Source organism: Bacillus sp. 3a, assembly GCF_017161885.1.
GTDB classification, from domain to species: Bacteria; Bacillota; Bacilli; order Bacillales; family Bacillaceae; genus Bacillus; species Bacillus safensis.
Genome location: NZ_CP067376.1, coordinates 285,025 through 298,519, shown reverse-complemented (window position 1 = coordinate 298,519; position 13,495 = coordinate 285,025). Strand labels below are relative to the sequence as shown.

Below are 13,495 nucleotides of genomic sequence, written 5' to 3'. Positions count from 1 at the left end.
ATGGTGTATGGGAGGGACAGGGATGAAAAGAAAGCTGAAGTGGACAGGGTTTTTAATCGGGTTTATTGTCCTCTTATTCTTATTCAGGTTTCAATTTCTAAATGATGATTCTTGGAAATCGTGGAATTTGCCTCTAAGCGGGAAGATCATCTATTTAGATCCGGGTCACGGCGGTCCAGATGGCGGGGCTGTAGGAGGAGAGCTGCTTGAGAAAGAGATTGCACTGGATGTATCCATGAAGATACGTGACTATTTGCAGGAGCAGGGAGCACTTGTTCTCATGACCCGAGAGGATGATTCTGATTTATCATCAAAGAATACAAAGGGTTATGCCCGGAAGAAAGCGGAGGATTTAAGGAACCGCGTTAAAGTTATCAATGAATCTGAAGCGGACCTCTATTTAAGCATTCATTTAAATGCGATACCATCAAACAAATGGAGCGGGGCGCAGACGTTTTTTTACGGAAAGTATGAAGAAAATGAAAAGGCAGCGAAGTTCATTCAAGATGAATTGCGCAGAAACCTTGAAAACACAGATCGAAAGGCGAAGCGGATCAACGGCATTTATTTAATGCAAAATGTCACAAAGCCAGGAGCTCTTGTGGAAATTGGATTTCTCTCCAATCCGAAAGAGGCTGGCCAGCTGGCAACACCTAAATATCAGGATCAAATTGCTGCCTCTATTTATAAAGGGATTTTAAGATATTTAACAGAGCAAAAAGAGCCGCCTGAATAAGGGGCTTTTTCCTTTTGATCGCAGGCAAACAGGACAGACATTGTAAGGATATGTATGATATACTTGGATTGTAAACGAATTCAATAAAGGGTGAGGTTCTGCTATGATCGGACAAGATGATGTGAGAAAACTAGTTGGGAAGATGGACGAACCTTTCCTTCATATACCGCTTGGTGAGCTGGATGCCATCAAGGAAATCAGCCTAAAGCCTGAGAAAGAGCATGTGAGTCTAAAGGTGGCTATTGCCAAAACAGGCACTGCTGAGCAGATGAAGCTGCAGCAAGACATCGTACAAGCCTTGAAAGCAGCTGGCGCTAACACAGTAGGACTTCGTTTTGAAGAACTTCCTCAGGAAACACTTGAAAAGTTTATGCCATCACAAGATGAGGAAGAAACCCTGCTTAACTCTAAAAATCCGCCTGAGTTCTTAGCGATTGCGAGTGGAAAGGGCGGCGTTGGTAAATCGACGGTTTCTGTTAACCTTGCTGTAGCGCTTGCTCGTCTAGGGAAAAAAGTCGGGCTGATTGATGCTGATATTTATGGCTTTAGTGTACCGGATATGATGGGAATCACTGTCAGACCAACAGTTAAAGGGGAAAAAATTATTCCTGTGGAGCGCTTTGGTGTCAAAGTGATTTCAATGGGCTTTTTTGTTGAAGAAAATGCACCGGTTATTTGGAGAGGGCCGATGCTTGGAAAAATGTTAAATAACTTTTTCCACGAAGTTGAGTGGGGAGACTTAGATTACTTACTATTAGACCTACCGCCTGGAACGGGAGATGTGGCGCTTGATATTCATACAATGCTGCCTAGCTGTAAAGAAATCATTGTCACTACACCGCATCCAACGGCTGCCTTCGTTGCAGCAAGAGCAGGCGCAATGGCGCTGCAAACAGATCATGAGGTGCTCGGTGTCGTTGAGAATATGAGTTATTATGAAAGCAAAAAAACAGGTGAAAAGGAATACGTCTTTGGAAAAGGCGGCGGGGACAAGCTGGCTGAAGAGCTGCGTGTATCAGTTCTTGGCCAAATTCCTTTAAGACAGCCTGATTGGAATGAGGATGATTTCGCGCCTTCTGTCTATGATGCAAGTCATCCGACAGGAGAAGTGTATCAACACATTGCGAATAAAGTCATTGAACAATTAGCAGTGAAAGCATAATGAAAGCCCGAGTGGATGAATGCCACTCGGGTGATGTTTAACTAATCGCTTCCTTCGCTATCTTTCGAGCCGGAATCACTGCTGCTTTCAGATGCTGCCTTTTTGAGCTCATCTTCGAATTTCTTCTTATAAAGAGGGCTGCTCAATGTTTCCGTAATGACTTTTTCTAAGTGCTTTCTAAACTCTTTGCTTTTTACCAGTTCACCGTATTTCTTTTCCATCTCAGGATCCTTGAGAATATCCATCATCAGCTGTTGATAGTCAGGATCCTTCATTAACTGTTTTAACATTCTTTCATGCTGTTGCTGCATGGATTTTGCGAAAGTCTCGGCAAATTTAGAATCCTCAAAGACCTTCTTCCAGAACTCTTTGCCTTTATCAGAAGTCAGTGTTTTCTCTATCGTTTTTTTCACAGTTTGTTCATCCATTACCAAAGCTTCATTCATTGCCTCGTCATTTAATAACTGTTGAATGGCCTTTTTACCGTCATCTGTCTTTAATATATCGACGACCATTTTTTTTGTTTCGTCATAGTCCATATTAGATGAGGATTGGGTTTTGGGAGCACAAGCTGTTAGAGATAAAAGAAGAAAACAGCTCATTATACGCAAGATGCCTTTTGACATACTGTGGCTCCTTTCGTTACATGTCTTACTTTTAATATGAATGTTTCACGTAAATTTATACATAACAAAAATAGGGGTTGGATCAATTCAATGAAAAGTCGGGATTTAGTTCGTTTTTTCTTCTCTGTGCTAGCTGTTGGAGCGGTCATTACAAGCGTGGTAGGCTTTGCGCTGGAGTGGGGGAAATATCAGAAGCTTTTTATATCGTTTGAAATTCTAGAGATCGCATCTGTGTTGTTTTGGTTCATTGGTGTAGGGATGATCTTTAGTGTCATTAGCCAGATGGGGTTTGTTGTCTTCTTGACGGTGCACCGGTTTGCGTTAGAGATTTTTCGGTCGCATTCTTTATGGAATACCATTCAGCTGTTTCTTGTGATTTTTGTGCTGTTTGATTTAGCTTACTTGCGATTTTTGTTTTTCGGGGAGAATGAATCATTTTTTCCATACTTGTGGCTGCCTTTATTTATCGGTGTGTTTGCATTGATCGTGGCTTACTTTAAACAGCAGCAGTCCTCTAAGAAAACATTTGTTTCTGCAATGTTTCTCATGGTCGTCATCACGTCGTTAGAATGGTTCCCGGCGCTCAGAGTTAATGAAGAGGACTGGCTGTATTTAATGCTATTCCCGCTATTAGGCTGTAATGCGTTTCAGCTGTTAGCGATGCCGCGGTTTTCAAAAGCGAAAGCTACTTAACTTCCGATGACTTTGTTTTCGTATTGGAGATCAGTTCGCCAACCGTCACATTTTTTAAATGCTTTTCTTTTATTTGTTTCAAAATAGCGGGTAAGGCTTGAGCGGTTTGGGTTGCTGAATCTGAGGCGTGAAGGAGAACAATGTCTCCGCTTTTCATTCGATCATTTACATTCTGAACAATCTGGTCGACACCCGGATTCAGCCAATCCTGTGAATTGATACTGTAATGAACAACGGTATAACCGTACTGTGTGGCTATTTTTAGTGCTGTTTCGTTAAACTGTCCAGTTGGCGGTCTTAATAGTTGAATGTCATCTAGTCCAAGCTTTTGAAATGTATTTTGTGCACGGACAAGATCTTGCTTGATTTCACTATCTTCAAGCTGGCTATAATTTTTATAAGCATAGCCGAGGCTTCCAATTTGATGGCCGTCCTCCTTAATTTGTTTCACGATATCAGGATGACGCTCAGCCCAAGAAGCAGACAGAAAGAAGGTGGCGTTCTTTATACCGTACTCTCGAAGGACATTTAAAATAGGAACAGCCTTCTCATCTCCCCAGCCAATATTAAAAGTGAGAGAGACATGTTTTGATGAAGTCTCGCCTTTATAAATGGCTCGGGGTCCATGTTCAGTTTTAAATACCGACAGCGGCGGTGCCTTTTGTACATAAAAAAAGGTTGCAGCTGCAAGGGCTGCTACAAGAATAATGACAACTTGCTTCAGCCGTTTAATAGGCAACACATATAATCGACTCAATTCAAACACTCCTGCCTTGTCCAAGATTGTTACTTGATTGTATGCAGGACAAGGATTTAAGATGCTTAATAAAACTATTTCAAAAAAAGTTTTGAAAAGACATTGACCAAGAGAATGTTTTCGTGATATATTATTAATCGTCGCTGACACACAGTGACAAACACAAAACGCTTCGGGAAATAAACTTGAAAAAAGTTGTTGACATAAGATGAAGCGAAATGTTATATTATTAAAGCCGCTAAGAACGGCGGAGATGATCTTTGAAAACTAAACAAGACAAAACGTACCTGTTAATTCGAGTTTTTATAAAAAATCCTATGATACTTCATAGGTAGTCAGTCAAACTGGCGAAAAGCAAAACTTCGGTTTTGTACTTTTTCGGAGAGTTTGATCCTGGCTCAGGACGAACGCTGGCGGCGTGCCTAATACATGCAAGTCGAGCGGACAGAAGGGAGCTTGCTCCCGGATGTTAGCGGCGGACGGGTGAGTAACACGTGGGTAACCTGCCTGTAAGACTGGGATAACTCCGGGAAACCGGAGCTAATACCGGATAGTTCCTTGAACCGCATGGTTCAAGGATGAAAGACGGTTTCGGCTGTCACTTACAGATGGACCCGCGGCGCATTAGCTAGTTGGTGGGGTAATGGCTCACCAAGGCGACGATGCGTAGCCGACCTGAGAGGGTGATCGGCCACACTGGGACTGAGACACGGCCCAGACTCCTACGGGAGGCAGCAGTAGGGAATCTTCCGCAATGGACGAAAGTCTGACGGAGCAACGCCGCGTGAGTGATGAAGGTTTTCGGATCGTAAAGCTCTGTTGTTAGGGAAGAACAAGTGCGAGAGTAACTGCTCGCACCTTGACGGTACCTAACCAGAAAGCCACGGCTAACTACGTGCCAGCAGCCGCGGTAATACGTAGGTGGCAAGCGTTGTCCGGAATTATTGGGCGTAAAGGGCTCGCAGGCGGTTTCTTAAGTCTGATGTGAAAGCCCCCGGCTCAACCGGGGAGGGTCATTGGAAACTGGGAAACTTGAGTGCAGAAGAGGAGAGTGGAATTCCACGTGTAGCGGTGAAATGCGTAGAGATGTGGAGGAACACCAGTGGCGAAGGCGACTCTCTGGTCTGTAACTGACGCTGAGGAGCGAAAGCGTGGGGAGCGAACAGGATTAGATACCCTGGTAGTCCACGCCGTAAACGATGAGTGCTAAGTGTTAGGGGGTTTCCGCCCCTTAGTGCTGCAGCTAACGCATTAAGCACTCCGCCTGGGGAGTACGGTCGCAAGACTGAAACTCAAAGGAATTGACGGGGGCCCGCACAAGCGGTGGAGCATGTGGTTTAATTCGAAGCAACGCGAAGAACCTTACCAGGTCTTGACATCCTCTGACAACCCTAGAGATAGGGCTTTCCCTTCGGGGACAGAGTGACAGGTGGTGCATGGTTGTCGTCAGCTCGTGTCGTGAGATGTTGGGTTAAGTCCCGCAACGAGCGCAACCCTTGATCTTAGTTGCCAGCATTCAGTTGGGCACTCTAAGGTGACTGCCGGTGACAAACCGGAGGAAGGTGGGGATGACGTCAAATCATCATGCCCCTTATGACCTGGGCTACACACGTGCTACAATGGACAGAACAAAGGGCTGCAAGACCGCAAGGTTTAGCCAATCCCATAAATCTGTTCTCAGTTCGGATCGCAGTCTGCAACTCGACTGCGTGAAGCTGGAATCGCTAGTAATCGCGGATCAGCATGCCGCGGTGAATACGTTCCCGGGCCTTGTACACACCGCCCGTCACACCACGAGAGTTTGCAACACCCGAAGTCGGTGAGGTAACCTTTATGGAGCCAGCCGCCGAAGGTGGGGCAGATGATTGGGGTGAAGTCGTAACAAGGTAGCCGTATCGGAAGGTGCGGCTGGATCACCTCCTTTCTAAGGATATATGGAGCAGCGTGCGTTTTCGTCTTGTTTAGTTTTGAAGGATCATTCCTTCAAAACATGTCTCTAGCGAGACAGGATTGTTCTTTGAAAACTAGATAACAATAAGTAATACATTCACATTGAATGCAATGCAAAGTTCATCACACATAGTGATTCTTTCTAAAGTAAGAAATGGTTAAGTTAGAAAGGGCGCACGGTGGATGCCTTGGCACTAGGAGCCGATGAAGGACGGGACGAACACCGATATGCTTCGGGGAGCTGTAAGCAAGCTTTGATCCGGAGATTTCCGAATGGGGAAACCCACTGCTCGTAATGGAGTAGTATCCATACTTGAATACATAGAGTATGAGAAGGCATACCCGGGGAACTGAAACATCTAAGTACCCGGAGGAAGAGAAAGCAAATGCGATTCCCTGAGTAGCGGCGAGCGAAACGGGAACAGCCCAAACCAAGAGGCTTGCCTCTTGGGGTTGTAGGACACTCTATACGGAGTTACAAAGGAATGATATAAGCGAAGAGGTCTGGAAAGGCCCGCCAAAGAAGGTAACAGCCCTGTAACTGAAATGTCGTTCTCTCCAGAGTGGATCCTGAGTACGGCGGAACACGTGAAATTCCGTCGGAATCCGGGAGGACCATCTCCCAAGGCTAAATACTCCCTAGTGACCGATAGTGAACCAGTACCGTGAGGGAAAGGTGAAAAGCACCCCGGAAGGGGAGTGAAATAGATCCTGAAACCGTGTGCCTACAAGTAGTCAGAGCCCGTTAACGGGTGATGGCGTGCCTTTTGTAGAATGAACCGGCGAGTTACGATCCCGTGCAAGGTTAAGCAGAAGATGCGGAGCCGCAGCGAAAGCGAGTCTGAATAGGGCGCATGAGTACGTGGTCGTAGACCCGAAACCAGGTGATCTACCCATGTCCAGGGTGAAGTTCAGGTAACACTGAATGGAGGCCCGAACCCACGCACGTTGAAAAGTGCGGGGATGAGGTGTGGGTAGGGGTGAAATGCCAATCGAACCTGGAGATAGCTGGTTCTCTCCGAAATAGCTTTAGGGCTAGCCTCAAGGTAAGAGTCTCGGAGGTAGAGCACTGATTGGACTAGGGGCCCCTACCGGGTTACCGAATTCAGTCAAACTCCGAATGCCGATGACTTATCCTTGGGAGTCAGACTGCGAGTGATAAGATCCGTAGTCGAAAGGGAAACAGCCCAGACCGCCAGCTAAGGTCCCAAAGTATACGTTAAGTGGAAAAGGATGTGGAGTTGCTTAGACAACCAGGATGTTGGCTTAGAAGCAGCCACCATTTAAAGAGTGCGTAATAGCTCACTGGTCGAGTGACTCTGCGCCGAAAATGTACCGGGGCTAAACGTATCACCGAAGCTGCGGACTGTTCTTACGAACAGTGGTAGGAGAGCGTTCTAAGGGCTGTGAAGCCAGACCGGAAGGACTGGTGGAGCGCTTAGAAGTGAGAATGCCGGTATGAGTAGCGAAAGACGGGTGAGAATCCCGTCCACCGAATGCCTAAGGTTTCCTGAGGAAGGCTCGTCCGCTCAGGGTTAGTCGGGACCTAAGCCGAGGCCGAAAGGCGTAGGCGATGGACAACAGGTTGATATTCCTGTACCACCTCCTCACCATTTGAGCAATGGGGGGACGCAGGAGGATAGGGTAAGCGCGGTATTGGATATCCGCGTCCAAGCAGTTAGGCTGGGAAATAGGCAAATCCGTTTCCCGTAAAGGCTGAGCTGTGATGGCGAGCGAAATTTAGTAGCGAAGTTCCTGATTCCACACTGCCAAGAAAAGCCTCTAGCGAGGTGAGAGGTGCCCGTACCGCAAACCGACACAGGTAGGCGAGGAGAGAATCCTAAGGTGATCGAGAGAACTCTCGTTAAGGAACTCGGCAAAATGACCCCGTAACTTCGGGAGAAGGGGTGCTTCTTAGGGTGTTAAAGCCCCGAGAAGCCGCAGTGAATAGGCCCAGGCGACTGTTTAGCAAAAACACAGGTCTCTGCGAAGCCGTAAGGCGAAGTATAGGGGCTGACGCCTGCCCGGTGCTGGAAGGTTAAGAGGAGCGCTTAGCGTAAGCGAAGGTGCGAATTGAAGCCCCAGTAAACGGCGGCCGTAACTATAACGGTCCTAAGGTAGCGAAATTCCTTGTCGGGTAAGTTCCGACCCGCACGAAAGGCGCAACGATCTGGGCACTGTCTCAACGAGAGACTCGGTGAAATTATAGTACCTGTGAAGATGCAGGTTACCCGCGACAGGACGGAAAGACCCCGTGGAGCTTTACTGCAGCCTGATATTGAATGTTGGTACAGCTTGTACAGGATAGGTAGGAGCCTTGGAAACCGGAGCGCTAGCTTCGGTGGAGGCATCGGTGGGATACTACCCTGGCTGTATTGACCTTCTAACCCGCTGCCCTTATCGGGCAGGGAGACAGTGTCAGGTGGGCAGTTTGACTGGGGCGGTCGCCTCCTAAAATGTAACGGAGGCGCCCAAAGGTTCCCTCAGAATGGTTGGAAATCATTCGCAGAGTGTAAAGGCACAAGGGAGCTTGACTGCGAGACCTACAAGTCGAGCAGGGACGAAAGTCGGGCTTAGTGATCCGGTGGTTCCGCATGGAAGGGCCATCGCTCAACGGATAAAAGCTACCCCGGGGATAACAGGCTTATCTCCCCCAAGAGTCCACATCGACGGGGAGGTTTGGCACCTCGATGTCGGCTCATCGCATCCTGGGGCTGTAGTCGGTCCCAAGGGTTGGGCTGTTCGCCCATTAAAGCGGTACGCGAGCTGGGTTCAGAACGTCGTGAGACAGTTCGGTCCCTATCCGTCGCGGGCGCAGGAAATTTGAGAGGAGCTGTCCTTAGTACGAGAGGACCGGGATGGACGCACCGCTGGTGTACCAGTTGTTCTGCCAAGGGCATCGCTGGGTAGCTATGTGCGGACGGGATAAGTGCTGAAAGCATCTAAGCATGAAGCCCCCCTCAAGATGAGATTTCCCATTCCGCAAGGAAGTAAGATCCCTGAAAGATGATCAGGTTGATAGGTCTGAGGTGGAAGCGTGGTGACACGTGGAGCTGACAGATACTAATAGATCGAGGACTTAACCTATATTCTAATGTGAAGCATGAACATTGTTATCTAGTTTTGAGAGAACATTCTCTCCATCAGGTTTGGTGGCGATAGCGAAGAGGTCACACCCGTTCCCATACCGAACACGGAAGTTAAGCTCTTCAGCGCCGATGGTAGTTGGGGGTTTCCCCCTGTGAGAGTAGGACGCCGCCAAGCTTTTTGTTTATATCCTTCCAATGGAAGAAGTTACTTTATCATTCCGCAGTAGCTCAGTGGTAGAGCTATCGGCTGTTAACCGATCGGTCGTAGGTTCGAGTCCTACCTGCGGAGCCATGCTTCCATAGCTCAGTAGGTAGAGCACTTCCATGGTAAGGAAGAGGTCAGCGGTTCGAGCCCGCTTGGAAGCTTTCCTCTATATGTTGATATGACAAGGTTTCTCGATGATGAGAAGGCTTTTTTTGTTTGTTTACATATATATTGAACTGCTCGATGACCAGTAGACTGATGACATTAGGAAAGAGAATAAAACGGCGTGCACAGAAGTGTTGCATCGATTTTTTACTTATCCCTTCTTTTTGTTCTTGATTCTTCATTCTCTTTCTTTTATTCTTACTAAAGTGATATCCTCTATATTAAAAGACTCTGTACGTTCCTCTTTTTCCCCGAAAGTGAAGTATCGTTTGTTTTCCCTTTCTTTATCTCCAGGTATAGTTGATCTTCTTTTTCCATGTACGGTATGTATATAAAAAGGAGTAGATGGTTTGAAAGGTTTATTTGTAAAGCAAGAATGGTTTGGACATGTACGTCAGGACGTGCTTGCGGGTATATTAGTCGCACTGGCTTTAATTCCTGAGGCAATTGCGTTTTCGATTATTGCGGGCGTTGATCCGAAGGTCGGCTTGTATGCATCATTTTGTATCGCGATTGTGATTTCGTTTGTTGGTGGACGCCCAGGCATGATTTCGGCTGCAACAGGGGCTATGGCTCTTGTCATGGTTAACTTGGTCGCTGATTATGGGTTGCAATATTTGTTTGCAGCTACGATTTTGACGGGTTTGATTCAAATTGTGTTTGGATTGTGCCGAGTGTCTCGTTTGATGAAATTTATTCCGAGGTCCGTCATGGTTGGCTTTGTCAATGCGTTGGCTATTATGATCTTCATGGCTCAGCTTCCACATTTCGTTGGGGAATCAATGGCCATGTATATGATGACAGGGGGCGCCTTGCTGATCATTTATTTATTGCCTATGGTGATAAAGGTGATACCTTCCCCACTCATTGCCATTATTGTAATGACGATATTGGCCGTATTTGGACATATTGATGTTAGAACAGTTGGAGATATGGGAGAGCTTCCTAGTTCTTTGCCTGTTTTTCTGATACCTCAAGTTCCGTTTAACTGGGAAACACTTGCTATCATTTTTCCTTATTCTTTAGCACTTGCGATGGTTGGTTTACTTGAGTCTCTTTTAACCGCACAGATTGTCGATGATATGACAGAGACGTCTAGTAATAAGAACAAGGAAGCGAGAGGTCAAGGGATTGCCAATGTGGTTGCAGGATTCTTTGGTGGTATGGCTGGCTGTGCGATGATTGGCCAATCTGTGATTAATACGAAGGCAGGAGGACGAGGCCGGCTTTCTACCTTTGTAGCGGGTGCTTTTTTAATGGTGCTGATTTTTGTACTAGGTGATGTCGTGGTTCAAATTCCGATGGCTGCTCTAGTGGCTGTGATGTTCATGGTTTCCATTGGCACATTTGATTGGAGTTCCTTTCAGCAGCTAAAAAAGAATCCGAAAACAGATTCTATTGTGATGGTTGTCACGGTCGTGACGGTGGTGTTGACTCATGATTTATCAAAAGGCGTTTTTGCAGGTGTACTGCTCAGTGCGGTATTCTTTGTCGCAAAGATATCGAAGCTTCATATTACGTCTAAAGAAAGCCAGGCAGGTACTTGGGAATATCGAGTTAAAGGACAAATTTTCTTTGCTTCTGTCACTGATTTGATCCAAGCTTTTCATCAGGGGAAAGAACTCCAATCTGTTGTGATTGATTTGTCTGAAGCACGTATATGGGATGAATCAGGCGTAGCAGCGATAGAACGTATAAAGGAAAGGTATCAAGCAAATGGCGTCCAGGTGGACGTAGTTGGAATGGATACATCAAGTCAAAAGCTTGTGAAACAAGTGAATGGTTCTTAAAAAGGCCTTTCTGTCTGTTACAATAGAAAAGGTAAGAAAGTGAAGGGATGGAGGTGGCCGGCATGCTTGTGCGTTTGAATCAAGTGCTCGGCCGGATGATGCCGCTCATTACACCTTTTAGTGTGTTACTCGGTGTTTTGTTGGCAGCCTATTTAAAGGATTTTACGTTTTTGGTGCCATGGGTATTTGCTGTGATGACCTTTGCAGGGAGTTTGTCTTCTACTTTTTCGGCTTTAAAGCATACGGTGATGCACCCATTGCCTTTGATTTTATCGTTTATGATTTTACACGTATTGATGCCTCTTTATGCTTGGTCAGCGGGACATCTCATATTTGCGGGTGATGCTATGACGATCACCGGTTTGACACTTGCAATGGTGATTCCCACAGGAGTTTCTAGTTTAATATGGGCGGCAATGTATAAGGGGAATGTTGGGTTAACGTTATCCATTATTTTAATTGATACATTGCTTTCGCCATTGATTGTGCCAGGCAGTTTGTCACTTTTAGCCGGTACACAGGTTCATATGGACATGGTGGCGATCATGAAAGGGCTGTTTGGGATGGTGGTGCTTCCATCTATTTTAGGGATGCTCGTTCGTCACTATGCAAAGCCTGCTGTCACAAAAATGATTAGTCAGACACTGTCACCTTTCTCAAAAATAGGCTTGTTTGTAGTGGTGTCAATTAACAGTTCTGTTGTCGCGCCATACTTGCGTGAACTGGATGCCGCATTTTTTAGCAAGGCAGCGACTGTGTTTCTCATTGCAATGAGCGGATATGCTTTTGCTTGGCTGATTGGAAAGACGATGAAATGTACTCAAGGAGAGATTGTGGCCATCGTGTATACGGGCGGTATGAGAAACATTAGTGCGGGGGCTGTGCTTGCCATTAGCTTTTTCCCGCCTGCTGTCGCTGTTCCTGTGGTGATTGGCATGCTGTTTCAGCAAGTGCTTGCTGCCTTGTTTGGCTTCTTGCTCAATCGTTTTGAGCTGAAAGCACCAGCTGTGACCAAATCTATCTCATGAAAAAAACCTCCATCCTTTGATAGATGGAGGTTTTTTCTGTGATTTAATAGATGAGATATTTTTTTCGCTTCTTTTCGAATGTTTTAAGGTCGTGATGATAGCGTTTCATAATGTGTTTGACGGAAGTCCCTTTATTGATTTCTTCTTTCATCCAGTCATTCCCAATGAGTTTGTCAAAGCTGCCTGTTTGAAGGAACTGAAAGTCATTAGGGTATAAATCATGTATTGCTTTGATAATGGATAAACCCGTTTTCACCGCTTCGAAGGATGAGCGGTCTGTGACGTATAATTGCACACCATGAGATAGTGTACCGGCATGTTTAGAAAATGTGGGGGTGAATGACACAGGTCTAAATTGAACGCCTTTTAGTTTTAGCTGATTTAAATGATCTGCCAGCTCGCCGCTATTGATATATGGTGCACCAATGAGCTCGAATGGTTTTGTCGTTCCTCTGCCTTCAGAGACATTTGTGCCTTCAATTAATCCTGTGGCAGGATATACAAAGGTACTATCCACTGTTGGCATGTTAGGAGAAGGAAGGACGAACGGCAGCTTTGTATCATCGAATGTCATGGACCGCTTCCAATTTTTCATTTTGATGACTGTTACATCAGCATTGATATGAAACTCTTTGTTAAACAGTTTTGCAAGCTCACCAGTGGTCATTCCATGTCTTAATGGGATTGGATAGAGCCCTACAAATGAGGCGTGTTCAGGCTCTAAAACAGGTCCTTCTACTTTTAGTCCGCCAATGGGATTTGGGCGGTCTAGGACAACAAAGGGAATGTTGTTTTCTTTAGCGGCTTCCATCGCATAGGCCATTGTGTAAATATAGGTGTAATAACGAGTACCAACGTCTTGAATATCAAACAGCAGGACATCTACATTTTTCAGCATTTCAGGAGTTGGTTTTCTTGTTTTTCCATAAAGAGAGTAAACAGGAAGACCTGTTTTTTCATCGGTATAGGATTCGACGCCTTCTCCTGCTTGTGCATCGCCGCGCACGCCGTGTTCAGGTCCATATAAAGCAGTGAGCTTGATATTTGGATGTTCAAATAGGAGATCGACACTGCTTTTCATATTTGCATCAATGCCAGTCGGGTTGGTAATGAGACCAACTCTTTTCCCTTTTAGCCATGAAAGGTTGCTTGAGAGAAGTGTTTCAATCCCTGTTTTGACTGCTGTTTTTTTTCCTTTTGTATCTGTTCGTTCTTCTGCGGGAGAGGCGGCGGTCAATGTGCTCATCATGAGAAAGCTTGCGAGTATGAAACTGACTGTTTTCTTCAAGAGAAT

At 45.9% G+C, this 13,495-nt stretch carries 8 protein-coding genes, 2 tRNA genes and 3 rRNA genes; 10 read left to right on the top strand and 3 right to left on the bottom strand.

Annotated features, from left to right (window positions below; genetic code table 11):
• Positions 1-22 precede the first annotated feature (22 nt).
• Both cwlD and JJ692_RS01250 read left to right on the top strand, forming a co-directional pair.
• Complete coding sequence (gene cwlD, locus JJ692_RS01255; protein WP_024425615.1) at positions 23-736, top strand: N-acetylmuramoyl-L-alanine amidase CwlD; 714 nt, start codon at positions 23-25, stop codon at positions 734-736.
• 103 nt (positions 737-839) lie between these two features.
• The gene (locus JJ692_RS01250) at positions 840-1,898 is read left to right on the top strand and encodes an Mrp/NBP35 family ATP-binding protein (protein WP_206534145.1); all 1,059 of its coding nucleotides are present in this window, start codon (positions 840-842) and stop codon (positions 1,896-1,898) included.
• 41 nt (positions 1,899-1,939) lie between these two features.
• Here JJ692_RS01250 and gerD read toward each other — a convergent pair whose 3' ends face one another.
• Positions 1,940-2,524, bottom strand: a complete 585-nt coding sequence (gerD, locus tag JJ692_RS01245; RefSeq protein WP_206534144.1) for a spore germination lipoprotein GerD — start codon at positions 2,522-2,524, stop codon at positions 1,940-1,942.
• Positions 2,525-2,614: 90 nt separating this feature from the next.
• Here gerD and JJ692_RS01240 point away from each other — a divergent pair, with 90 nt between their 5' ends.
• Positions 2,615-3,217, top strand: coding sequence for a KinB-signaling pathway activation protein (locus JJ692_RS01240; RefSeq protein WP_024425618.1), 603 nt, complete (start codon positions 2,615-2,617; stop codon positions 3,215-3,217).
• Here JJ692_RS01240 and pdaB read toward each other — a convergent pair.
• Positions 3,210-3,974, bottom strand: coding sequence for a polysaccharide deacetylase family sporulation protein PdaB (gene pdaB, locus JJ692_RS01235; protein WP_025092244.1), 765 nt, complete (start codon positions 3,972-3,974; stop codon positions 3,210-3,212). The genes JJ692_RS01240 and pdaB overlap by 8 nt on opposite strands.
• Before the next feature lie 375 nt (positions 3,975-4,349).
• Between pdaB and JJ692_RS01230 the strand changes: the two genes are divergently transcribed.
• The 7 genes from JJ692_RS01230 to JJ692_RS01200 all read left to right on the top strand — a co-directional run bounded on the left by JJ692_RS01230 (position 4,350) and on the right by JJ692_RS01200 (position 12,201).
• Positions 4,350-5,898, top strand: a 16S ribosomal RNA gene (locus tag JJ692_RS01230).
• Positions 5,899-6,080: 182 nt separating this feature from the next.
• A 23S ribosomal RNA gene (locus JJ692_RS01225) occupies positions 6,081-9,011 on the top strand.
• A 61-nt stretch (positions 9,012-9,072) separates the two neighbouring features.
• Positions 9,073-9,188: ribosomal RNA gene (gene rrf, locus JJ692_RS01220) — 5S ribosomal RNA — on the top strand.
• Together the 16S, 23S and 5S rRNA genes with 2 tRNA genes alongside form the textbook arrangement of a ribosomal RNA operon.
• A 42-nt stretch (positions 9,189-9,230) precedes the next feature.
• Positions 9,231-9,305: transfer RNA gene (locus JJ692_RS01215), tRNA-Asn, on the top strand.
• A 1-nt stretch (position 9,306) separates the two neighbouring features.
• A tRNA-Thr gene (locus tag JJ692_RS01210) sits at positions 9,307-9,379 on the top strand.
• A gap of 354 nt (positions 9,380-9,733) precedes the next feature.
• Positions 9,734-11,173 carry a SulP family inorganic anion transporter gene (locus JJ692_RS01205; protein ID WP_206534143.1) on the top strand — a complete coding sequence of 480 codons (1,440 nt, stop codon included), beginning with the start codon at positions 9,734-9,736 and terminating at the stop codon, positions 11,171-11,173.
• Positions 11,174-11,235: 62 nt separating this feature from the next.
• Positions 11,236-12,201, top strand: coding sequence for a bile acid:sodium symporter family protein (locus JJ692_RS01200; protein ID WP_241258008.1), 966 nt, complete (start codon positions 11,236-11,238; stop codon positions 12,199-12,201).
• A gap of 43 nt (positions 12,202-12,244) precedes the next feature.
• Here JJ692_RS01200 and JJ692_RS01195 read toward each other — a convergent pair whose 3' ends face one another.
• Positions 12,245-13,450 carry an exo-beta-N-acetylmuramidase NamZ family protein gene (locus tag JJ692_RS01195; RefSeq protein WP_481747506.1) on the bottom strand — a complete coding sequence of 402 codons (1,206 nt, stop codon included), beginning with the start codon at positions 13,448-13,450 and terminating at the stop codon, positions 12,245-12,247.
• Positions 13,451-13,495: the final 45 nt, after the last annotated feature.